The organism is Tessaracoccus antarcticus (assembly GCF_003688855.1).
GTDB lineage: Bacteria > Actinomycetota > Actinomycetes > Propionibacteriales > Propionibacteriaceae > Arachnia > Arachnia antarctica.
The window spans coordinates 757,223-778,258 of record NZ_REFW01000001.1 but is presented as its reverse complement, the minus strand read 5'-3'; the positions used below and the strand labels follow the sequence as shown (position 1 = coordinate 778,258).

The 21,036-nt window shown below is 67.4% G+C and carries 19 protein-coding genes; 12 read left to right on the top strand and 7 right to left on the bottom strand.

All coding sequences use genetic code 11. The features are described 5' to 3' along the window. Positions 1 to 24: 24 nt before the first annotated feature. Genes EAX62_RS03290 through EAX62_RS03280 form a run of 3 tightly spaced genes read right to left on the bottom strand, consistent with a single transcriptional unit; the run spans position 25 to position 2,908 of the window. A complete protein-coding gene (locus tag EAX62_RS03290) occupies positions 25 to 2,274 on the bottom strand; it encodes a heavy metal translocating P-type ATPase (RefSeq protein WP_121900217.1) in 2,250 nt (749 codons plus the stop codon). A 60-nt stretch (positions 2,275 to 2,334) separates the two neighbouring features. After that, positions 2,335 to 2,544 (bottom strand): heavy-metal-associated domain-containing protein, encoded by a 210-nt coding sequence (locus tag EAX62_RS03285; protein ID WP_121900216.1) that lies wholly within the window; start codon positions 2,542 to 2,544, stop codon positions 2,335 to 2,337. A 37-nt stretch (positions 2,545 to 2,581) separates the two neighbouring features. Then, positions 2,582 to 2,908, bottom strand: a complete 327-nt coding sequence (locus EAX62_RS03280; RefSeq protein ID WP_121900215.1) for a metal-sensitive transcriptional regulator — start codon at positions 2,906 to 2,908, stop codon at positions 2,582 to 2,584. A gap of 567 nt (positions 2,909 to 3,475) precedes the next feature. On the opposite strand from EAX62_RS03280, the gene dnaB reads away from it, so the two are divergent. Continuing rightward, positions 3,476 to 4,834: a replicative DNA helicase gene (dnaB, locus tag EAX62_RS03275; protein ID WP_121900214.1), complete on the top strand. Its 1,359-nt coding sequence runs from the start codon at positions 3,476 to 3,478 to the stop codon at positions 4,832 to 4,834. Between the two features lie 65 nt (positions 4,835 to 4,899). Then, positions 4,900 to 5,634, top strand: a complete 735-nt coding sequence (locus EAX62_RS03270) for an ankyrin repeat domain-containing protein (protein WP_121900213.1) — start codon at positions 4,900 to 4,902, stop codon at positions 5,632 to 5,634. Positions 5,635 to 5,747: 113 nt separating this feature from the next. Here EAX62_RS03270 and EAX62_RS03265 read toward each other — a convergent pair whose 3' ends face one another. Genes EAX62_RS03265 through EAX62_RS03255 form a run of 3 tightly spaced genes read right to left on the bottom strand, consistent with a single transcriptional unit; the run spans position 5,748 to position 7,956 of the window. After that, positions 5,748 to 6,431, bottom strand: a complete 684-nt coding sequence (locus EAX62_RS03265) for a DUF3618 domain-containing protein (protein WP_121900212.1) — start codon at positions 6,429 to 6,431, stop codon at positions 5,748 to 5,750. After that, positions 6,428 to 6,913, bottom strand: coding sequence for a phage holin family protein (locus tag EAX62_RS03260; RefSeq protein WP_199711090.1), 486 nt, complete (start codon positions 6,911 to 6,913; stop codon positions 6,428 to 6,430). The genes EAX62_RS03265 and EAX62_RS03260 overlap by 4 nt, the downstream gene beginning before the upstream one ends. Beyond that, positions 6,913 to 7,956 carry a hypothetical protein gene (locus tag EAX62_RS03255; protein ID WP_121900211.1) on the bottom strand — a complete coding sequence of 348 codons (1,044 nt, stop codon included), beginning with the start codon at positions 7,954 to 7,956 and terminating at the stop codon, positions 6,913 to 6,915. Before EAX62_RS03255 ends, EAX62_RS03260 begins: the two co-directional genes overlap by 1 nt. A 190-nt stretch (positions 7,957 to 8,146) precedes the next feature. On the opposite strand from EAX62_RS03255, the gene EAX62_RS03250 reads away from it, so the two are divergent. Genes EAX62_RS03250 through EAX62_RS03240 form a run of 3 tightly spaced genes read left to right on the top strand, consistent with a single transcriptional unit; the run spans position 8,147 to position 10,613 of the window. Further along, positions 8,147 to 8,938: a TspO/MBR family protein gene (locus EAX62_RS03250; RefSeq protein ID WP_199711089.1), complete on the top strand. Its 792-nt coding sequence runs from the start codon at positions 8,147 to 8,149 to the stop codon at positions 8,936 to 8,938. Further along, entirely contained in the window at positions 8,935 to 9,615 is a 681-nt protein-coding gene (locus tag EAX62_RS03245) for a CPBP family intramembrane glutamic endopeptidase (protein WP_121900209.1), read from the top strand. The genes EAX62_RS03250 and EAX62_RS03245 overlap by 4 nt, the downstream gene beginning before the upstream one ends. Next, the gene (locus EAX62_RS03240; protein ID WP_121900208.1) at positions 9,612 to 10,613 is read left to right on the top strand and encodes an NAD(P)H-binding protein; all 1,002 of its coding nucleotides are present in this window, start codon (positions 9,612 to 9,614) and stop codon (positions 10,611 to 10,613) included. Before EAX62_RS03245 ends, EAX62_RS03240 begins: the two co-directional genes overlap by 4 nt. Positions 10,614 to 10,679: 66 nt before the next feature. Here the strand turns inward: EAX62_RS03240 and mshB are convergent, their stop codons facing one another. Then, positions 10,680 to 11,579 carry an N-acetyl-1-D-myo-inositol-2-amino-2-deoxy-alpha-D-glucopyranoside deacetylase gene (gene mshB / locus EAX62_RS03235; protein WP_199711088.1) on the bottom strand — a complete coding sequence of 300 codons (900 nt, stop codon included), beginning with the start codon at positions 11,577 to 11,579 and terminating at the stop codon, positions 10,680 to 10,682. An 83-nt stretch (positions 11,580 to 11,662) separates the two neighbouring features. Between mshB and EAX62_RS03230 the strand changes: the two genes are divergently transcribed. The 7 genes from EAX62_RS03230 to EAX62_RS03205 all read left to right on the top strand — a co-directional run bounded on the left by EAX62_RS03230 (position 11,663) and on the right by EAX62_RS03205 (position 21,010). After that, the gene (locus EAX62_RS03230) at positions 11,663 to 14,029 is read left to right on the top strand and encodes an alpha-amylase family glycosyl hydrolase (protein ID WP_121900206.1); all 2,367 of its coding nucleotides are present in this window, start codon (positions 11,663 to 11,665) and stop codon (positions 14,027 to 14,029) included. Positions 14,030 to 14,202: 173 nt separating this feature from the next. Continuing rightward, complete coding sequence (locus EAX62_RS03225) at positions 14,203 to 15,783, top strand: MutS-related protein (RefSeq protein WP_233557847.1); 1,581 nt, start codon at positions 14,203 to 14,205, stop codon at positions 15,781 to 15,783. Further along, the gene (locus EAX62_RS03220; RefSeq protein ID WP_121900204.1) at positions 15,780 to 17,378 is read left to right on the top strand and encodes a MutS-related protein; all 1,599 of its coding nucleotides are present in this window, start codon (positions 15,780 to 15,782) and stop codon (positions 17,376 to 17,378) included. Before EAX62_RS03225 ends, EAX62_RS03220 begins: the two co-directional genes overlap by 4 nt. Before the next feature lie 219 nt (positions 17,379 to 17,597). Next, entirely contained in the window at positions 17,598 to 17,783 is a 186-nt protein-coding gene (locus EAX62_RS16525; RefSeq protein WP_147453991.1) for a hypothetical protein, read from the top strand. 32 nt (positions 17,784 to 17,815) lie between these two features. Next, positions 17,816 to 18,511: a TetR/AcrR family transcriptional regulator gene (locus tag EAX62_RS17290; protein ID WP_147453990.1), complete on the top strand. Its 696-nt coding sequence runs from the start codon at positions 17,816 to 17,818 to the stop codon at positions 18,509 to 18,511. Then, positions 18,508 to 19,395 (top strand): ABC transporter ATP-binding protein, encoded by an 888-nt coding sequence (locus tag EAX62_RS03210; protein WP_121900202.1) that lies wholly within the window; start codon positions 18,508 to 18,510, stop codon positions 19,393 to 19,395. Before EAX62_RS17290 ends, EAX62_RS03210 begins: the two co-directional genes overlap by 4 nt. Before the next feature lies 1 nt (position 19,396). After that, positions 19,397 to 21,010 carry an ABC transporter permease gene (locus tag EAX62_RS03205; RefSeq protein WP_121900201.1) on the top strand — a complete coding sequence of 538 codons (1,614 nt, stop codon included), beginning with the start codon at positions 19,397 to 19,399 and terminating at the stop codon, positions 21,008 to 21,010. The last annotated feature ends 26 nt before the right edge of the window (positions 21,011 to 21,036 follow it).

Here is a 21,036-nt window from a genome sequence, read left to right as displayed (position 1 = left end):
CCCAGAAAACCTGTGAGACCCCCATTACTGACGCTTTTCCTCGCGGAATCCCTTGAGTCGCAGGCTGTTGAGCATCACGAACACGCTGGAGAAGGCCATGGCCGCACCGGCGATCATGGGGGTCAACATCCCGAGTGCGGCGATGGGGATGGCCAGCACGTTGTACCCGAACGCCCATGCGAGGTTGGACTTGATGGTGGAGTCCGTGGCACGGGACAGGCGCACCGCGTCCACCACGGAGAGCAGGTCGTCGCGCATCAGCGTGATGTCGCTGGCCGCGATGGCCGCGTCGGTGCCCGCCCCCATGGCGATGCCGAGGTCGGCACTCGCCAGTGCGGCGGCGTCGTTGACACCGTCGCCCACCATGGCCACGCGGTGGCCGCCGGAGCGCAGTTCCTCAATGGCGTCGGCCTTGCCCTGCGGCAGGACTCCTGCGCGCACCTGCTCGATGCCCACCTCTGCGGCCACACGCTGCGCGGCCGCCAGGTTGTCCCCCGTCAGAAGCACCGGCTCCAGGCCGAGTTCGCGGAGCCGTACGACGGCGTGCAGTGCCGACGGCTTGAGCTGGTCACCCACCACGATGCGGCCCAGGAACTGCCCGGAACGGGCCACGTAGACCTCGCTGCCGATGACGTCGGACTCCACGCCAGCCGTGGCGTCCACTGGGACTCCCATGTCGTCCAGAAGCACGCGGGACCCCACTGCCACCTCCGTGGACGCCCTTCCGTGGAGGACGACGTCGGCCGTCACTCCCTTACCCGGCACCGCGACGAAGCCAGCCGCCGTGGCGTCGGCGCCGTAGCCCGACTCACCTGCCTGCGTGACCACCGCCTGCGCGATGGGATGCTCCGACCCGGCCTCCACTGCGGCAGCGACAGCCAGCAGTTCGCGCTCGTCGACCCCCATGGCTGGTTCCACACTGAGCACCGACATCGAGCCGGTGGTCAGGGTGCCCGTCTTGTCGAGCACGATGGTGGTGATGCTGCGAGCCTTCTCCAGCGCCTGCGGCCCGCGGATGATGATGCCGAGCTGGGCACCGCGGCCGGTACCGACCAGCAGCGCCGAGGGCGTGGCCAGCCCCAGTGCGCACGGGCAGGCGATGATCAACACGGCGATGCCGGCCGTGAGTGCGAAGGTGAGCCCTGAGCCGAACGCCCAGTGCAGCAGGAAGGTGACTGCGGCAATGCCGATGACGGCGGGCACGAAGAATGTGGTGACACGGTCGGCCAGGCGCTGCGCGTTGGCCTTGCCGGTCTGCGCCTCCTCCACAAGTCGCGCGATCTGCGCAACCTGCGTGGCGGAGCCGACGGCGGTCGCACGCACCACAAGACGCCCCGTGGCGTTGACGGAACCACCCACCAGCGTGCTGCCGGGTGAGACCTCGACGGGCAGGGACTCCCCCGTGATGATGGAGGCATCCACTGCAGAGGTGCCCTCGACGACCTCGCCGTCAGCCGCCACTTTCTCCCCGGGCCGGACGACAATGTTGTCGTTCAGCGACAACTCACCGGCGGGTATCCGGACCTCGACACCGTCGCGCAGGACGACGGCCTCCTTGGCCCCCACCTCCATGAGGGCGCGAACTGCGGCGCCGGCCTCCTTCTTGGAGCGGGCCTCGATCCACCGCCCCAGCAGGAGGAACGCGATGATGGCGGCGGCGGCCTCGAAGTAGACGTTGCCCATGGGGTCCGATCGCCCCAGGGCGAAGGTGAACTCGTGGCGCATGCCGATCATGCCGGCGTGACCGAAGAAGAGTGCCACCACGGACCAGCCGAAGGCGGCGACGGTACCCATCGTGACGAGGGTGTCCATGGTGGTGGTGCCGTGCCGGAGGTTGGCCCACGTGGCGGCGTGGAACGACCGCCCGCACCAGAAGACGATGACCGCCGTCAGGACGAGCGCCGCCCACTGCCACCCCGGAAACTGCAACGCCGGGGCCATCGAAACGGCGACCACAGGGACGGCAAGGGCGAACGCCAGCAACATGCGCGGCTTGAGCACATCGGCCCTGTCCGCCCTCGGGGTCTCCGGGGCAGTGCGTCGCGCGCCGTACCCGGCCTGCTCCACGACGGCGATGAGGGCCTCGGCACTCATCCCGCGCGGCGCCTGGACGGCTGCTTTCTCCGTGGCGTAGTTCACCGTCGCGACGACGCCGTCCACCTTGTTGAGTTTCTTCTGGATCCGGTTGGCGCAGGACGCGCAGGTCATCCCCTCAATGTCGAGAGAGATGTCGACACCGGCCGTCTTCCGGAGGTCCTGCTGGGTGCTGGTCATGCGTTGTTCCCTGATTTCACTGTGGGTGGGTGGGTGGCCGACCGATCGGTCGGAGATGACCTAGGCCTCGACGACGGAGTACTCGCCTGCCTCTGCAACGGCCTCGATGATGGCGTCGAACGGGAGCCGTTCCTCGGACTCCACAAGCATGCTGGCGCTGTCGTAGCTGACATTGACGCCGGTCACGCCGTCGAGTTCGGAGACCTCCTCGGTGATGTGCGCGGCGCAGCGGCCGCAGGTCATACCCGTGATGATGTACCTGGAAATCATTGCTCTTCCTCTTTCGTCGGGCCCCTGGTGGGACTGTTCACTTGGCAAGCCGTCTGATGGCCTGCATGGCTTCGTGCATCTTCTCCTCGGCCACGTCCCCGCCCTCGCGGGCAGCGTTGACCACGCAGTGTTCGAGGTGGTCCTCCAGGAGTCCCAGGGACACCGCCTTCAGGGCACTGGTGACAGCGGAAATCTGGGTGAGGACGTCGATGCAGTACTCGTCGTTCTCCACCATGCGGGCAATGCCGCGGGCCTGGCCCTCGATGAGCCGCAGCCTCCTCAGGTAGGCCTGCTTCTGGGGTGTGTAGCCGTGCTGCGCCGGGGTGGCCACCGCCGGGGCGACAGCTGCCAGTTCGTTGTCCATGCGTCCCTCACTTCCACTGTGCACTATACCCCTGGGGGGTACTTTCGACAAGCATCGGGAGTCACTTGTCCACAGATGAGGGCATTTTTCTGTGGACAGATCGGTGGACGAGGGCTGGCGTGCGCGCCCCTCACGCCCACCGCACGGGCCCTTCGATACACCACGGACGGCACGCCCCCCAGCGGGGGCCCACAAAGGCCGGGCCAACGGGCATTGCCACTAGTCATGCCCTATTCGCGGAGCAATCTGCACGAGATTTCCACCCCGGTGCCTTCTCCGCGATCCGCTTGTTGCCTGGCTGTCCAACGTGTTCCGGCTCCTGTGGAGAACGCCATCCACAGGGGGTCAGCAAGGAGAAAAACGAGTTGTGATCGTCATGCCGGACAGCTCATGGGACTTCTTCCACAGGCCGTGAGGCAGGCTGCTGAATCTGTCCACAGGTCGTCCACAGTGTTGTCCACACATCGTCACGAGCGACCGGCCGGGGAGGTCAAAATGTCAGTGCGTCTGGGCTAACCTTGCCTTCGATCGCCCGTCAGGTGCGGTCGTGGAGAAGGGGGGCGTTTCGTGGCTGCGGAGACGTACAGCGAGGCGAGTATCAGCGAACTGGACCGCACACCCCCCCAGGACCTTGCTGCCGAGCAGAGCGTGCTCGGCGCCATGATGATGAGCAAGGACGCCATCTCCGACGTCGTCGAAACCTTGCGTGGCCACGACTTCTACCGCCCCAACCACGAGACCATTTTCGACGCCATTGTCACGCTCTACGGTCGCGGTGAGCCCGCCGACCCCATCACGGTCTCGGGCGAGCTCGGGAAGACGGGTGACCTGGGCAAGATCGGTGGCCCTGTCTACCTGCACGACCTGCTGGCCAGTGTCTCCATCGCCGCCAACGCCATCTACTACGCCGAACTCGTCCGCGAGAAGGCAGTGCTGCGACGCCTCGTCAACGCTTCCATCCGCATCGCACAGCTCGGCTACATGGGCCAGGGCGAGGTGGACAAGATCGTCGACGAGGCCCAGCAGACCCTCTACGAGGTGACGGAGAACAAGTCGTCGGAGGACTACAAGTCACTGGCCGAGCTCATCCAGCCCACGTGGGACGAGATGGAGGCCATCAGCAACTCCGGCGACGCCCTCTCCGGTGTCCCCACGGGCTTCACGGAACTGGACCGGATCACCAACGGCCTGCACGCCGGTCAGATGATCATCGTGGCCGCTCGCCCCGGCGTGGGCAAGTCCACGTTCGCGCTCGACATCTGCCGCGCCGCAGCCCTTCACCATGACCTGTGCTCCGCCTTCTTCTCGCTGGAGATGAGCCGGACGGAGATCGTCATGAAGGTCCTGAGCGCCGAAGCTTCCATCCCGCTCAACAAGATCCGCGGCGGCAAGATGGACGAGTCCGACTGGCAGCGCATCACGGACAAGTCCGTGATGATGGAGAAGAAGCCGCTGTTCATCGACGACTCCCCCAACCTCACCATGATGGAGATCCGGGCCAAGGCCCGCCGGCTGAAGCAGCGCCACGACCTGCAGCTCATCGCCATCGACTACATCCAGCTGATGAGCTCCGGCAAGAAGGTCGAATCCCGCCAACTCGAGGTCTCCGAGTTCTCGCGACAGATCAAGCTGTTGGCCAAGGAGCTCGAGATTCCCGTGCTCGCACTCAGCCAGCTCAGCCGAAACACCGAGCAGCGCAAGGACGGAATCCCGCAGCTCTCCGACCTGCGCGAGTCCGGCTCCCTGGAACAGGACGCCGACATCGTCCTCATGATCCACCGACCGGAGATGTACACGCAGAGCCCCACCGACGAAGAACGCGGCCAGGCGGCCTTCCACATCGCCAAGCACCGCAACGGCGAGACCGGAAAGATCGACTCCCTCTTCCAGGGTCACTACAGCCGCTTCACCAACCCGCCTTTCTGAGCAGTCCCTCGAAGGGTTCTCGCCGTTTCGACAGACGAGGTCGTGTCCGTGCTTGACTACGCGGCATGCCCCGAATGGTGATCGCGCTGTTGACCGTCGTCCTGACCCTGACCGCATGCGGTTCGGTGACAGGGTCCGCCGGTGGAGCGAAGTGGTTCAGCGAGCCACATGCCCGCAAGCTCGCCACCGCTGTTGCCCGTGGGGACAAGACCACGATCGCCACCCTGGTGGCGGACGGCGCCGACCCGGATGCGCGTGGCACCGAGGACCTCACCATGCTGCAGTGGTCGATCATGTCCAGCAGTGCCGACGGCATGGCCGGCCTCCTCGAAGCGGGGGCAGATCCGGACCTGGTGGGCCGGGACGGGGCGGCGCCACTGAGCAACGCAGCCTTCAACCGCGGTGTGCGCTTCGTGGAACTGCTGTTGTCCGCGGGGGCGGATCCGGACGTGCGGGAGACGATGACGGGCGACACGCCGCTGAAGATCGCCTGCCTTCAGCGGGACGCGCCCGTCTTCATGATGCTGCTCGAGGCAGGCGCTGACCCCGATGGGGCAGACGAGAACTCCGACGCGGTCATCCACACCTGTGCCCGGGTCAATGCCGGAGACCTGGTACTCCTCCTTCTCCAGTCCGGGGCCGATCCCGAGGCGACGACCAGCTCCGGCGCCTCCTTCCAGGACTACTACTTCTCGTATCCGAAGAACGTGCTGAACGAGGCGTCACTGGCTCAACGCGCGACGCTCATCCAGTGGCTCGAGGATCACGCCATTCCCGTGGTCCCGCAGGCCTTCAGCTGAGCGGACACCACGACGAGGCCCCAGCATCGTCCTGAGGAAGCGGTGACGGGGGCCGCGACGCGACGAGAGGGCCGACCCCACTCTGCGGGGACGGCCCTCTCGGCAACGCTGCGTCAGCTCGTGACACCCTGTGCGGCCTGGCGGGCATCATCCTTTGTCTGCTCAACGGCGACGCCCGCGTCACCCCTGACGGTGTCGGCCGAGGACTGCGCCTGGCCAACAACCTGGTCGGTGGCGGCTGCGGCATCCTGCTTGACCTGGCCACCCGCCTCCCTGGCCACGTCGCCGAGCGCCCCGGCGGCCTCCTGCGCCAACGGCTGGAGGTTGTCCTTCGCCTCCATGGCCATCGCTCGAGCCTCTTCGATCAGGGGTTCGGCGGCCTCTTTCAGCTGGTGGGCGGCGTCCCTCTCGCGCTGGGTGGTGGGGATGAGGCCACCGATCAGGGCGCCGACGCCCAACGCGATCAGCCCTGCAGCCAGCGGATTGCCACGAGTCCGGGACTTCACCATCTGCGGGGCGTCGCCGACCGCACCTCGGGCGTCGGCCACCACACCCGCGGCGCTTTCGCGCGCCTGGTCCACGGCGGCGCGGGCTTCCCCGGTCAGGCCGTCGTCGTACGGGTCCTCCGGTTCCCCGAACACACGTGCCGCCAGACTGGCAGCACCCTCCTTCACCTTGTCCACCTGCCCACGGGCGATGTTGCCGGGGCTGGTGCTGTCACCCAGCGCGTTGACGTTGTCGCTCAGTTCGGCGCGGGTGCGCTCGATGCTGCGGCGGATCTCCTCGGGATTGCTCATCGGTTCTTCTCCTCGTGGCCTGTTGCGGCATTCGGGATTTTCTTGACGGTGTCCTGGGTCTTCGGGAGACCCTTGATCTTGTCCAACTCGCTCTTGCCGAGTGCGGCCAGTACACCGGCCACCACCAGCCACAGCACGGTGACGATGAGGCCGCTCCACCCCAGCGCAGGGTCCTCTCCGCCGATCAGTACGGCGAAGGCCCACCACAGCATGAGCGTGAGGGCGATGAGCGCGAGAAGGCCGGCGATGGCGGCGCCCACGAACATGCCGACGCCCTTGCCCGCCTTGCCTGCAGCGTCCTTGGCCTCGGCCTTGGCGAGCTCCACCTCCTGGCGGATCAGCGTGCTCGCGTTCTCCAGCACCTCGGAGGCAATCTCACCCAAGGAGCGGTCCTCGGCCCGGTAGCGCTGGTAGCTCTCGTCGGTCTCACTCACGCCCATCTCCGCGGCGTGCGTGGGGCGTTCCTGGTACTCAGAGGACATCACAGGCCCCTCTGACCACCGTAGGGCGTCGGTGCGGGCGCCGTGAACGGCTGACTCTCGAACCCGGTGCCCCCCTCCGGCTCCATGGACACACCGGGCGTGGCACTGGGCTGGACCCTGTCCTGGCCGCCGTAGCGGGGGCCGCCGGCATAGGCCGGGTCCTCCACTGGAGAGATGGCCGCGGTCTGCGACCCGTAGTACTGCGACGGCACGTCGCGGGCGGGCTGCGGGGCACGTTCCTTGGTCTGCAGGCCGCGCACGATCCGCGCACCCACGAAGCCCACACCGGCGGAGATGGCCAGGAAGGTCAAGGGGTTCCGCGAGGCGTAGCGCCGCACGGAATCAAGCACGTCGGCCGGCTCATTGCGTTCCAACCAGTTGGCGGCATCGTCGAAGAGCACCTGGGCGTTGTTCGCCAGATCCGTGATGGGGCCGGAGTTCTCCGTGGCGCTCGTCATGGCCTGCAGTTCACTGCCAAATGAGCGGGAGAGCTCAGCCAGTCGTTGCTGCCCTGCGCCAGCCTGAGTCTGCAGCTCGGCGACGCCCTCATCCATCAGTCGGCGGCTCTGGTGGCCCACCTCGTGGGCCACGTTGCCAGCCTGCTGCGTCACGGAGTCGGCCACATCTGCCCCGGCCGCAAGAGCCGCGTCCTTCACGGCGCCTGCCTCCCGCTGCGCCGTACCGGCGACATCCCGTGCGCGATCCCCAGCATCGGAGGCGGCCTGTGTGGCCTCGTTCTTCAGATCCTCGGTCCTGTCCCTGTCAGTGGTGGAGCCGGACGTCGTGTCCCGCTGCTCCACGGTTTCCCATCCACTGGCTGCCACGACGTCGATCCGGTCACCGGCAACCCCGGCTGCTTGTCCGAAGTCCACGTCGGTGCCAGCCGTCGGGTCACCGAGGATGTCCGTCTCGGATTCCAGGTCGTCAGGACCCGGGCCGAACCTCTCCTCCCACGTCTCGTTGGCGTCGCCCAACTGCGATCCCGCTCCGTCGCCGGAGACCTCGAATTCGCCACTGGTGTGCTCTTGGTCTGAGTAGGCCACGATTTCCCTCCAAAGAGTTGACATGCCCGTGGGACCTGCCCTGGTCCACCCCAAAAACTGTAGGCAATGGGCGGCCCACTACGTATCACCCTTGCGGGTGGCACAACGGGAGAGCGATTGGCCCCGGCCACATGTGGGGGACCTCGCCCGGAAGGGCAGTAGTGTTTCCATGACGGAAAGAGGAGGAAGCATGGGTTCATCCAACGATCTGGCCCGCCAGATCACAGTCACGGCGAGCGAGATCTTTTGCGTCGTCGGGACACTCTTCGGTATCGGGGTCATCGGCACACGTGTCCAGGAGTCCTCCGGTGGAGCACTGGCGTCGGATGCAACACTGCTGGCACCCGACGGTCCCGCATTCTCCATCTGGTCCATCATCTACGCCGGCCTGCTGGCCTACACCATCTGGCAGTGGCTGCCCCGCAACAAGACGTCGACGAGGCACCGCGCCATCGGCTGGTTGGCGGCGGCGTCCATGATCCTGAATGCCGTGTGGCTCCTGGTGACGCAGGTGGGAGCGATCTGGGTGAGCGTCATCGTGATTCTGGCTCTCGCCGTCGTCCTGGGATCGCTGCTGGGGATCCTCCAGCGCCACCCCGCTGAGGGCACCGCCGACAAGGTGATCACCGACGGCACCTTCGGTCTGTACCTCGGGTGGGTGACTGCTGCCACCTGCGCCAACGTCACGGCGGCGGGAGTGTCCTCCGGGTGGGACCTCGGCACGGTCGGAAACCAGGTGTTGGCCGTCGTCATCCTCATCGTGGCCATCGGGTTGGGCGTCGCGTTCACGTTGCGCCTCGGCCCCCGCTTCACCGTCACCGCCGCCCTCGCCTGGGGGCTGGCATGGATCGGCATCGGCCGCAGCACCAGCGACCCCCAGTCCACTGCAGTGTCGGTGGCGGCCTTCGCCGCCGCCGCGGTCCTGCTGGTGTTCTGGTTCATTCGTTGGCAGCAACAGCGCAGGTCCACCAGCGTCGCATGAGCGTTTCGGCCGAGGGCGCGGCCACCAAGTCCGGCGCCAGGAGGAATCGGGGCATTGCAGCGGTCACGGGAGTGACGGGGGCGGTACTCCTGTTCCTCGGGGTCCAGGTGAAACCCGGCGACGCGAGTTTCTACGTCTTCACTTTCGCGCTGGCGGTCGTGTGGGTCATCGGATCCCTGCTGACCGCACGGAGCCGGACATTCGGGAGCATCCGCGAAGGCAAGTGGCTGCGGGATGTGGGCTGGGGCGTCGCGGGGGGTCTGGTACTGCTCGTGGTCTTCCTTCTGGGGGCGGGCGTCGTGGCACGCATCGACTTCCTTGCCTCACCCGTCGAGGCGCTCCTGGCGCATGCCCGCTTCGGGGCGCTGCCGGTGGTGACGGCCATCACCATCGTGAATGGAGTCACGGAGGAGATCTTCTTCCGCGGAGCCCTGCACGAGTCCATAGGCGGCTCGACCAACCGTCGCCTCATCGGCACGACAATTGTCTACACCCTCGTGACGGGCGCCTCCGGCATCCCGTTGCTGGCGCTCGCCGCCATGTCCATGGGACTGCTGGCCGGGTGGCTGCGGCAACGCACCGGCGCACTCCTGGCCCCGATCGTCGCCCACCTGACATGGTCGCTGGGCATGCTGTACCTATTGCAACCAACACTCGACATCTGGAGGGCACTATGACCACCCGCACCGCACTCGTCACCGGGGCAACAGGCTATGTGGGAGGCCTCGTCGTCGAGCAGCTCCTGAAGGACGGATGGAGCGTCCGCACGCTCACCAGGAGCCCCGAGAAACTCAAGGACCACCCGTGGCACGACAAGGTCGTGGCCATCGAGGGCGACGCCACCGAGCCGCGCGACGTGGCACAGGCCATGGAGGGCGCCAACGTGGCCTGGTACCTGCTCCACTCCATGGGTTCGGGGGAGGACTTTGCGGAGCGGGATGCCCACATGGCGCAGATCTTCGCCGACGCCGCCTCCGCGGCCGGCCTCGAGCGCCTGGTGTATCTGAGCGGACTGCACCCCGACGAAGAACTCTCCGAACACCTCGCCAGCCGTGTCGAGGTGGGCAACAAGCTGCTGGCGTCCGGTGTCCCCACCGCAGTGCTGCAGGCGGCCGTGGTGCTCGGCAACGGATCCATCTCCTTCACGATGCTGAAGCAGCTCGCGGAGCGGTTGCCCGCCGGCGTCGCACCGAAGTGGATCAACAACCGCATCCAGCCCATCGCCGCCCGCGACGTCCTGTACTACCTGGTGGCTGCCGCCGACCTGCCCGCCGACGTGAATCGCACCTTTGACATCGGGGGCCCCGACGTCATGACGTATGCCGGCATGATGCAGCGCTACGCCCGGGCGCTGGGTTTTCAGCCCGGACCCATGCTCACCGCACCCGTCACCACACCCGGCCTTGCGGCCCACTGGATAGGACTCGTGACCGACATCAAGACGGACATGGCCAAGCCACTCATTGGCAGTCTGCTCCACGACACGGTGGTGCGCGAGCACGACATCGACGACTACATCCCTCTTCCGCCCGGCGGCCTCATGGGCTTCGACGACGCCGTCCGCGAGGCGGCCAGGGGTCAGACGTCCAGCACGTGGGTCCGCACGGCCCTCTACACCGCCGGCGTCGTGGGGGTGCTGGCAGCCACCGCTTTCCTCAAGGGTCTTCGCCGCTGAGTCCGCCGTTGGTTGTGGAGACACTCAGGACACGGGCAGGGGCGGGGGGCTCTCGCCCCCGCCCGGTCAGGGGGAGACGTCCAGGCCCGCGAAGATGTCGTCTGCCGGTGCATCGCTGTGCGGGAACGGCTGGCCCCCGGCGAGGATGTAGGCCTCCCCCGCAGTGGGAAGGGCGCGCATGATGGAGAAGAACTTCCAGAAATCCTGTTCCGGATCCACCTGACTGCGGTGGGAGAGCAGGGCATCGGTGCTGCGCTGCAGATACTCCCCGTAGGGCACCACAGCAGCCACCTCGGAGGCCCCGGGGCGACGGGGGCCCGCGTTCTCATCGCGGTCTCCGAAGAGGTCGATTCCCTGCTCCTTGGCGAGCCGGTCAGCCTCCTCCCACATGGCCGGGTTGACGGTGTTCCACAGGATCCTGGAAACCTCCCACGGCTCCCCCAGATCCGGGCGGTGTGCGCGGACGGCGGCGAGCTGCGCCGCGTACATGGTGACGCGGTGTGCCTGAATGTGGTCCGGATGCCCGTAGTTGCCGTGGGGGTCGTAGCTGCTCAGGACCTGCGGCCGGCGCGACCGGATGACCTCGACGAGGTGGTTGCTGGCCTCGAGCAGGTCGGCGTTCCAGAACGCGTTCTCGGGGCTGTCGTCGGGCGGTATCACCTGCCCCCGCTCATCGGTGGCCATGCCCGTGTCGTGGAAGGTCCCGGGACCGCCCAGCCAGATGTGGTCGGTCACCCCCATGACACCGAGGGCGGTGGCGAGTTCCTCGATGCGGTGCTCGCCGAGCTCGGCCGGGGAAAAGTGCTCCCAGTCCGGGACCAGGATTTCGCCGCGTTCGCCGAGCGTGCAGGTGACGAGCGTCACCGCTGCACCCTCCGCAACATAACGGGACAGAGTTGCAGACGACTGGCTGGACTCGTCGTCGGGGTGGGCATGGACCATGAGGAGTCGTCGATCGGCGTTCACGCACCCCAGCGTAACCAATGCAACGCAGCGGGTGTATGGATGCTGATTTGGCACATCGCCCGTGGGACGTTCACTATCATCCTATGACTTTCACCTTGATGGAGCCGGCCGCACAGGACACCTGGTCCGACGCTGACTGGCCTCTGGGCGCGCACGTTGGATCCGACGGCGTCACTTTCGCCGTCCACGCACCAGCCGCCACCCGCATCCAACTCGAGTTGTTCGACGAGGCTGTGGGCGCCGAACCGGGCGCCACCTTCCTGCCCGCCAAAGGCGCCGACGGCGTCTGGCGCGCCAAGATCTCCGGCGTCCTGCTCGGTACCATGTACGCCTACCGGGCGTGGGGCGCCAACTGGCCCCACGACACGTCCTGGACGCCGGGTTCCGGCGCGGGATACATCTCCGACCGGGACGAGTTCGGCAACCGGTTCAACCCCAACAAGGCGTTGTTCGACCCGTACGCCCCCGAGATCTCCCACAACATGTACTCCGACTGCATCCGTGACCTCGGCGCCGACAACGGCGTCTTCGGCACCGGTGAGGACGACTACCACGGCCAGCTCCGCCGGGAGGTGGACTCGGCGCCATACGTCCCCAAGGGCGTGATCATCTCCGACACCACACCCCTGCTCCCGAAGCCCCGCATCCCCAGTGAGAAGTCGACGATCTACGAGGCGCAGGTGAAGCAACTCTGCGGCCACCCGTCGGTGATGCGCCTCGGCGATCTGTTGTCCAAGGAACCCGGATTCGAGGATGTGGCAAACATCCCCGAGGAGTTCGTGGGTACGTACAGGGGTGTCGGCATGATGGCGCCCTACCTGAAGGCACTCGGGTTCACAGCCCTGGAGCTGCTCCCCGTCCACGAGACGAACGCGTCCGAGTCCGACGAAGAAGGATTTACGAACGCGTGGGGGTACATGACGCTGTCGTTCTTCGCCCCGAACCGGCAGTACTCCAGCGACAAGACACTCGGCGGCCCCACCCGCGAGTTCAAGGAGATGGTCAACGCCTTCCACGAGGTGGGCCTGGAGATCTATCTCGACGTGGTCTACAACCACACGGCGGAGGGCGGGAACTGGAACGCTGACGTCGCCACCACTGGATTCACCAACCTCGGCGGCTTCGGGACTGCCGAGTACTACGCCATGACCGGCGAACACGAAATGGTCGACGGCGCCACCGGCACCTCCAACCAGATGAACTACTCCTCCACGGCGGCCAGGAACCTCGTCATGGACTCCCTCACGTACTGGACACGGGTGATGGGCGTCGACGGATTCCGCTTCGACCTGGCCACAGTCCTGGGCCGCAAGCCCGCCGAGGCCGACCCGGACGACTGGGACGCCCAGAAGCGCTTCTTCCCGGACCACCCACTGCTGGTGGACATCGCCGCCTTCGCTGAACACGAACACATTGAGGTCATCGCCGAGGCCTGGGACATGTGGGGCTATGAGGTGGGGAACTTCCCCGCGGGCTGGGCGGAATGGAACGGCCGCTACCGCGACACCGTCCGTGGCTTCCTCAAGGGCGACGGCAACACCGGCGCCTTCCTCGACATGATCAACGGGGACCACCGCCACTTCGCCGACCAGGGCGGCCCCCAGTGCACCATCAACTTCGTGGACGCCCACGATGGTTTCAACATTGCCGACCTCGTCAGCTACCAGGAGAAGAACAACGGGCAGGACTACCCCTTCGGCCCCTCCGACGGTGGCAGCGACGACAACCACTCCTGGGATTCTCGCGGCGATCAGGTCCTGCGACGCCAGCGCGCCCGCAACTTCTGGGTGACGCTGTTCTTCTCCCGAGGCGTCCCGATGGTGGTGGCCGGCGACGAGTTCGGTCGCACCCAGAACGGCAACAACAACCCGTGGGCGCTGAACAGCGTGGCCATGCGCAACAACTACGACATGGTGCCCACCAACAATCCGCAGGCTGTCCCGGTCGCGGACGGGGTGGATGCCTTCTACCACGACAACTTCGGCAGCTTCGACACCGACAGCGACGTCAACGGGCTGTTCCGGTTCGCCACATTCATCGCCAACCTGCGACTCGCCCATGAGTCTCTGCAGACGCGCCAGTACGGGGACCTCGTCGCCGACAACAAGGATGTGTCGTACCTCTACCATTCACCGTCGCTGACCGCTCACCCGGCGCAGGGCGACCGTTCGCTGTCGATCTACATCAACAGCGAGGGCGACAACTTCTGGCTCATGATCAACATGTCGGATGCCCCCGTGGATTTCCGTGTGCCGATGTCCGAGCGCGGCAGGGTGTGGCGTCGACTGATAGACACCCACAGCTGGGCCGAGCCTTCCCACAACTACTGGCCGGAGGGCGAGGGGGAGATCGTGGAGAACGGCGCCCACGTCGACGCCTGGTCCATCGTCGTGTGGCAGGACCAGGACGCACCCGAGCCCGGAACAGCGACGCCTGCATCGCAGGAGTGAGACTCCGCCGGACATCCTGAACAAGGACATGCGCCCTCTCGGGGGCGCATGTCCTTTTCCGTCGGCACAGCGGCCCCACGCATCGCCGCACGGCGTGCGGTGCTAGCGTCGAGGGCGATTGGCCGGGAACGGGGCGAGCTCTCCACCGGGACGAAAAGGAAGTGGTGACCAGCATGGTGTCCGTTGGTCCGCACGCCGTTGAGGCATCGGCTCCTGCGAGTCCCCGATTCCACAGCATCCTGTTCCGGGACCCCACGGATGAGCCGACGGGCGCGATCTCCCCTGTGGGACACTTCGCCGACCTTCGCCTCGACGACATCCTGGCCGCCCTCGCCGGAGTGGCACACTCCGACGCGCTCACGCGGCACTTCACCACACCGCTGCGGGACGCCACCGCAGTGGCCTACCGGCATGAGGTGTTCACGGACCTCGCCCACGCTGACGTGCTCGCTGCCATCAAGAAGTTCTCGGACGCCATGGACGCACGCCACCAGGTCCTGGAGCAGGTGCAGCGTGCCCGCCACCGCCTCCAGCAGCAATCACTGTCCCTGGAACTCCTCGCGACCTACGCCGACGCGGCGCGGACGCTGGCCAGTGACCTGCAGGCACTCCACCTGGGCTCCACCGCGCTCCGTTCACTGCGCGCAGCGCTGGAGGACCTGGTGCATTCCCCCACGTTCATCGCTTCCGCCGCGACACTCGCCACCCTGCAGAACGCAGGATCGGCCGTGCGCTACACGGTGCGCATTCAGGGCTCCCGCGTGATCGTGAGCCGCTACGACGGGCAGGGTGACCACGGGGCCGAGGTGCGCTCGATCTTCGCCCGGTTCCGGCACGACACCCCGGGGGCGACCCCCGGGGTGTCATCCGACTCGCTTCGAGTCGACGCCGTGGAGTCACGGATACTCGACGGCGTCGCGGTACTCCACCCCGAGCTCTTCGCGGCCCGGGACGCCTTTCTGGCCGGGCCGGACGGCCGCATGGACCCCCTCATCACGCGCCTGCACCACGAGCTCCCGTTCTACCTGTCGTGGCTGGGCCTGATCCGTCCGCTGCAGCACGCCGGCCTGACGTTCTGCCTCCCACAGGTGACCGAGAACACCTCGGAAATCTCCGTCGAGGACGGCTTCGACCTGGCACTGGCCCTGGCCACCGTCCCCACAGGTGCAGCGGTGGTCTGCAACAGCTTCCGGTTGTCGGGTCCTGAGCAGATCGTGGTGGTCACGGGTCCGAACAACGGGGGCAAGACCACGTTCGCACGCATGGTGGGCCAACTCTTCCACCTCGTGGGCCTCGGAGTCCCTGTGCCGGGCCGCTCGGCACGGCTGACCCTGCCGGACGTCGTCTTCACCCACTTCGAGCAGGAGGAGGGCGCCCCGACGCTGACGGGCCGGTTCCTCGACGAGCTCCAGCGGGTCCACACCATCCTTCGGGAAGCCACGCGCGACAGCGTGGTGATCCTGAACGAGAGCTTCAGCTCCACGAACCTCCGCGACGCTGTGACAGTCGCCACCGAGGTGATGGAGACGCTCCTGGAACGCGGCTGCGTTGGCGTGTACGTCACGTTCATGGACGAGTTGGCCGCGCTGGATGACCGGAGTGTCAGCATGGTCCCCCGTGTGGTGCCCCAGGACCCGGCCACGCGAACATTCATCCTGGACCGCGCCCCCGCCGACGGCCGGGCCCACGCCTGGGCCATCGCGCAAAAGTACGGGCTCACCCGGGAAAGCCTCCTCGCACGGATGCGTCCATGAAGGCGTTCCTCATGCACGTGGACCGGGACTTCGTCGTCGCCCCCGCCCTGCGGGATGCCACCTTCGACGCCATGCTCTCAGGCAATCCGTTCGCGCTCGCGAAGGCAACCAGCGACACCCCCTCCCCGCCATCGCAGGGGCGGGCCGTGCACGAACTGCTCACGGAGGACCTGGGACTCGAGGCCCTCTGCAGTGCCATGGCCGAGGGCGACCCGTTCATCCACGAAACTGCGCGGCGGGCGCTGCTCTCAGGGTTGACGGCCCCGGAGGCCATCGACTACCGGCAGGCCGTGGTGGCTGATGCCCTCAGGAATCCGGGCGCGGTCAGGGACCTTCACGCGCTGGCCGTCCGGGCCATCGAGCACGAGCGCAACCCCGGTACCATCTTCCGGCCCACCGAGGATCCCGAGTCCCTCCTCGCGTGGTCGGTCAAGGTGTTGGAACTGGAGGTGGGCGTACTGGAGGAATTGCGGGCCGTCGCCGATGCCGAAGCCCAGCGTTTCCACTCCGAAGGGTTCCGCCGGTTCTTCGCCATGATCGCCTCCGACCTTGACGACGGGTACCTGGAACTGCTCCGGCTGCAGCTCCGCGAGCTGAGGTTCGACGGCGGGATCCTGGCGAGCGCACGGCTCGGGCGCGGCGACGCCAGCTGCGACTGGGTCATTCACCGCACGCCCGGATCATCGTGGCGGCAGCGCTTCGGTCTGGGCTCCCGGACCCCCGCGCATGCCTTCGACGTCTCACCGGCGGACGCCCCCGGTCAGCGGGCGCTCTCCGCCCTCCGCGCCAGAGCGCTGGGCGACGTCGCCGCTGCAGCCGCCCAAGCAGTGGGAGGAGTCAAGGACTTCTTCACGATGCTGCGGCTCGAGCTGTCCTTCCTCGTGGGGTGCCTCAACCTGCACTCGCGTCTCACCAGCGGCGGCCACCCCCTCTGCATGCCGGAAGCCGTGGCCCCCGGCGGCCACCACCTGGCAGCGCACGACCTGCGCGACGTCGCTCTGGCACTCGCCTCTGGGTCCTGCGTGGTGGGCAACGACCTGGAGGCCGACGGTGCCGCCCTCGTGGTCATCACGGGCGCCAACCAGGGCGGCAAGTCCAGCCTCCTGCGCGCCATCGGGATGGCCCAGCTGATGATGGGGGCAGGCATGTTCGTGTGCGCCCGGTCGTTCCGCGCAAGCGTGGCCGCCGGGGTCCTCACACACTTCACGCGCGGGGAGGACACCTCCCTGCGCGGCGGGAAGCTCGATGAGGAACTGCAGCGGATGAGTCACCTCGTTGACCACGCAACATCGGACACGCTCCTGCTGTGCAACGAGTCGTTCGCCTCCACCAATGAGAGGGAGGGCTCCGAGATCGGCCGCCACGTCATCTCGGCCATGCTCGACAGCGACATCACCGTCGTCCTCGTCACCCACCTGTACGAGCTCGCCGAACACCTGCGGGCCGACCAGCACCACCGGTCGCGCTTCCTGCGCACCGAGCCCCACCCCGACGGAACCCCCTCCTTCCGGATGGTCCCGGGCCTGCCGCAGCCCGACCACCAGGAGGCGCTCGCCTGGAGGGGAATACTGTCGACGGGGTCCCCACCCTCCTGACATCCATCGGGATTCTGCGTTCACCGCCGCCCGCGACGGGTGACCCACTGAGTGTGAGCCCATGCAACAGCAGGATCCGGAGCAACCACGTCACTCGGTGCGCATGGAGTCCGACGCACTGTACGGCGCCCTCGCCGCCGGTGCCTCGGGCGCCGTCCTCGAGCTGATCATCGCTCTGGTGTTCCCCACGGTGCATGGGCAGGCCTCAACTCGTTTGGCATGGCCGCCAGCACCTCTGTGGGTGCGGCGGCGGCGGCGGCAGTGGTCGCGTACCGGCGGATGCGGGGTATGAGGGGCCAGGAATGGCGTTCGTCCCTGTCCGCGTGGACGTTCACGCTCAACACGATCTCGGTGGCGCTGGTCCACGCGGTCATCGCTGCGCTCGCCACCGCGATGACACCTTGACATGGATTGAACAAGCGTTCAGTATATTGAACATGAGTTCAACGCCCGAGGATCTGAGCACGGCCGCCCGCATCCGGACCGCTGCGTTCGGGCTGTTCGCCGAACACGGCATCCGCGCGACCACCGTGCGCATGGTCGCCGACGCGGCCGGTGTCTCCGCGGGCCTGGTCCTGCATCACTTCGGCAGCAAGCACGGCCTGCGGACCGCGTGCGACGAGTGGCTGCTGGAGCGGCTGGGACGCGACAAGACCGCCACCGTGCAGGGCGACAGCGCCGCCGTGGGGGAGATGACGTCCCAACTGGCGGAGCTCAGCCCGTTCATGGACTACATCGTGGCCGGCCTGTCAGAGGGAGGCGAGGGTGCCGACAGGCTGTTCGACAGGGTCTGCGACATGACCGACGACATCATCACCGAGGGCACCCGGGCGGGCACCATCCGGGAACCCGCGGATCGTGTGGCCTGGGTGACAACGCTGACCGCGCTGTCCTGCGGCGCCAGCATCCTGGGAGGGCAGGTGGCCCGGCGACTCGGCGGGCAGAAGCTCCTCGACCCCGTCGTGTACACACGTTACGCGCTCGCCAGCGTCGAACTGTTCACGTACGGAATGTTCACCGACGACCGCTTCATGACAACGGTGATCAACGCCCTGGGCGACGCGTACCCGCCGCCCGGAAGCACCACAGACCCCGAAGCGCCCCGCGACACACCGCAGGAGGACCCATCATGAGCAACGCCATCGAGATCACCGGTCTGACCAAGACGTTCGGGCACACCGTGGCGCTCGACGAGCTGGACCTGAGCGTTCCCACCGGTCAGATCCACGGCTTCCTCGGCCCCAACGGCGCCGGGAAGTCCACCACCCTTCGTGTCCTGCTGGGCCTCCTGCGCGCGGACTCCGGCACGGCCCGGCTTCTGGGCGGCGACCCCTGGCAGGACGCACCGAGCCTCCACCGTCGACTCGCGTACGTCCCGGGCGACGTGAGTCTGTGGCCCAACCTGTCGGGTGGCGAGGCCATCGACCTGCTGGGGCGCGCCCGCGGCGGCCTCGACAAGGCCAGGCGGGAGGACCTCATCGCACGCTTCGACCTGGACCCCCGCAAGAAGGGTCGAAGCTACTCCAAGGGCAACCGCCAGAAGGTGGCGCTCATCGCGGCCCTGGCGAGCGACGTGGAACTACTGCTGCTGGACGAGCCCACCTCAGGGCTTGACCCACTCATGGAGCGGGTGTTCGCCGACATCATCCGCGCCGAGCAGACGGAGGGCCGAAGCGTCCTGCTCAGCTCCCACATCCTGTCGGAGGTGGAGGCGCTGTGCGACCACGTCACCATCATCAAGAGCGGCAAAGTCGTGGAGTCCGGTTCGTTGGAGGAACTGCGTCACCTGCAACGCATGCACGTGACGGCCACGCTGCGCCACACCCACATCGACATCGACTCCATCCCCGGGGTCCATGACGCCGTCATCGACGGCACGCGTGTGAGCATGCAGGTGGATGCCCAGCAGATGGGGGCTCTCATGTCAGCCCTCAGCGCTGCCGGGATTGAGACCCTGACCTCCACGCCCCCCACTCTCGACGAGTTGTTCGTGCGGCACTACGAGGCGGCGGTGTGACATGACCGGATTCACCACGGTGCTGCGGTTGCTGTTCCGGCGCAACTGGGTTTTCTGGCTGATCTGGGTGGTGGTGCTGGCCATGCTGATGCCCGCGACCCTCTCCCAGTACGCCACGCTCGTTCCCGCCGGGAGTGCGGGCGAGCTGATGCTCGAGGGCCTGGCCGGCGACCCCACCATGCGCGCGATCCTCGGCCCACCCTTCGACCTGACGCTGGCGGGGGGTTTCGCCTTCTGGCGCGTGGGCGCCTTCACCGCCATCGCCGCCGCCATGATGAGTGGGCTCGGCATCATCCGCGCCACCCGGGCCGAGGAGGAGGAGGGCCGGATCGAGCTGATCCGGTCCGGCGCGGTGGGCCGGCACGTGCCGCTCGCAGCCGCCGTCGCTCTGGCCCTGGTCTGGAACCTGGTCCTGGGCGTTGCGGTGACGGCCTCGATGGCAGCACTGACAACGCCGTGGGCGGGGGCCCTCGCCTCAGGACTGGCCATCGCGTTGTGCGGTGCGACCTTCACCGGCGTTGGCGCGGTCATGGCGCAGCTGTTCACGAGCGCCCGCACAGCCCGCTACTGGACGCTCGGCATTGCACTGGGCGGTCTGTACCTCCTGCGGGCAATTGTTGACGGTTCCCAGCAGGCCGGGGTGACCAACCGGCTGCTGGACGCCCTGCAGTGGGCCAATCCCCTCTCCTGGCCGGCCCTCGTGCGGCCCTACGCCGACGAACGGTTCTGGGTACTGCTGCTGCCCGTCGCACTGACCGCGCTGCTGCTGGCTCTGGCGTTGGTGCTCGAGTCCCGACGCGACCACGGCTCCGGTATCCGGGCCAGTTCTCCCGGCCGCGCGGAGGCGGCGCCGTACCTGTCGAACGTCTGGGGACTGGCCTGGCGGCTGCATCGTGGCGGCGTGATCGGATGGAGCGCGGGCATGGTCATCGCCGCCGCCGGCATCGGGCCGCTCGCTCACCAGGTCACGGGGCTCATCGCGAGCAACAGCGCCTATTCGGAGATGCTGCGCAGGATGGGCGGCGGGGCAGAAGGAATCGTCGACGCCTTCTACATCGCCATGCTGGGGATCCTGGTCACCTTCATCGGCCTGATGGGTGTCTCGATGCTTGGACGGCTGAACAGCGAGGAGACGGCAGGCCATGCGGAGGTCATGCTCGCCACTGCCACCCCTCGCACCGCGTTGGCGGGGAGCCACCTGGCCATCGGCGGCGGTTTGGCCGTCCTGCTCTCGCTGATGACCGGCGCCCTGCTCGCCGTGACCGCATCCAGCAGCGGGACCTGGGAGGCCCTGGGCACGGGAGCCGCCGCAGCAGCAGCCCTGCTGCCGGGGACCGTGGTCGTGGTGGGGCTCGCCATGCTGCTCATCGGCTGGGCGCCGCGCGCGTTCTCCATCGTGTGGGCCGTCATCGGCTGGTCGATCTTCGCCTCGTGGGTCGGTGCGTTGCTGCAGTTCCCGGACTGGCTTTTGCGACTGCAGCCCTGGGGTCACCTCCCCAAGCTCCCCACGGACGACCTCACCTGGAGTGCCATCGTCGTGGAGTCCATCATCGGCCTCGCACTGCTCGGGTTGGGCCTCGCCGGCTACCGCCGACGTGACATCCGGGGCCGCTGAGACGCAGCACGCGCCGGACCCGTCGG

Excerpts from the sequence above, each read along its gene's own strand:
- EAX62_RS03290 (WP_121900217.1), bottom strand. The coding sequence starts at position 2,274 with ATGACCAGCACCCAGCAGGACCTCCGGAAGACGGCCGGTGTCGACATC.
- EAX62_RS03285 (WP_121900216.1), bottom strand. The coding sequence starts at position 2,544 with ATGATTTCCAGGTACATCATCACGGGTATGACCTGCGGCCGCTGCGCC.
- EAX62_RS03280 (WP_121900215.1), bottom strand. The coding sequence starts at position 2,908 with ATGGACAACGAACTGGCAGCTGTCGCCCCGGCGGTGGCCACCCCGGCG.
- EAX62_RS03270 (WP_121900213.1), top strand. The coding sequence starts at position 4,900 with ATGCCCCGAATGGTGATCGCGCTGTTGACCGTCGTCCTGACCCTGACC.
- EAX62_RS03265 (WP_121900212.1), bottom strand. The coding sequence starts at position 6,431 with ATGAGCAATCCCGAGGAGATCCGCCGCAGCATCGAGCGCACCCGCGCC.
- EAX62_RS03260 (WP_199711090.1), bottom strand. The coding sequence starts at position 6,913 with ATGTCCTCTGAGTACCAGGAACGCCCCACGCACGCCGCGGAGATGGGC.
- EAX62_RS03250 (WP_199711089.1), top strand. The coding sequence starts at position 8,147 with ATGGGTTCATCCAACGATCTGGCCCGCCAGATCACAGTCACGGCGAGC.
- EAX62_RS03245 (WP_121900209.1), top strand. The coding sequence starts at position 8,935 with ATGAGCGTTTCGGCCGAGGGCGCGGCCACCAAGTCCGGCGCCAGGAGG.
- EAX62_RS03240 (WP_121900208.1), top strand. The coding sequence starts at position 9,612 with ATGACCACCCGCACCGCACTCGTCACCGGGGCAACAGGCTATGTGGGA.
- EAX62_RS03230 (WP_121900206.1), top strand. The coding sequence starts at position 11,663 with ATGACTTTCACCTTGATGGAGCCGGCCGCACAGGACACCTGGTCCGAC.
- EAX62_RS03225 (WP_233557847.1), top strand. The coding sequence starts at position 14,203 with ATGGTGTCCGTTGGTCCGCACGCCGTTGAGGCATCGGCTCCTGCGAGT.
- EAX62_RS03220 (WP_121900204.1), top strand. The coding sequence starts at position 15,780 with ATGAAGGCGTTCCTCATGCACGTGGACCGGGACTTCGTCGTCGCCCCC.
- EAX62_RS16525 (WP_147453991.1), top strand. The coding sequence starts at position 17,598 with ATGGCCGCCAGCACCTCTGTGGGTGCGGCGGCGGCGGCGGCAGTGGTC.
- EAX62_RS17290 (WP_147453990.1), top strand. The coding sequence starts at position 17,816 with ATGAGTTCAACGCCCGAGGATCTGAGCACGGCCGCCCGCATCCGGACC.
- EAX62_RS03210 (WP_121900202.1), top strand. The coding sequence starts at position 18,508 with ATGAGCAACGCCATCGAGATCACCGGTCTGACCAAGACGTTCGGGCAC.
- EAX62_RS03205 (WP_121900201.1), top strand. The coding sequence starts at position 19,397 with ATGACCGGATTCACCACGGTGCTGCGGTTGCTGTTCCGGCGCAACTGG.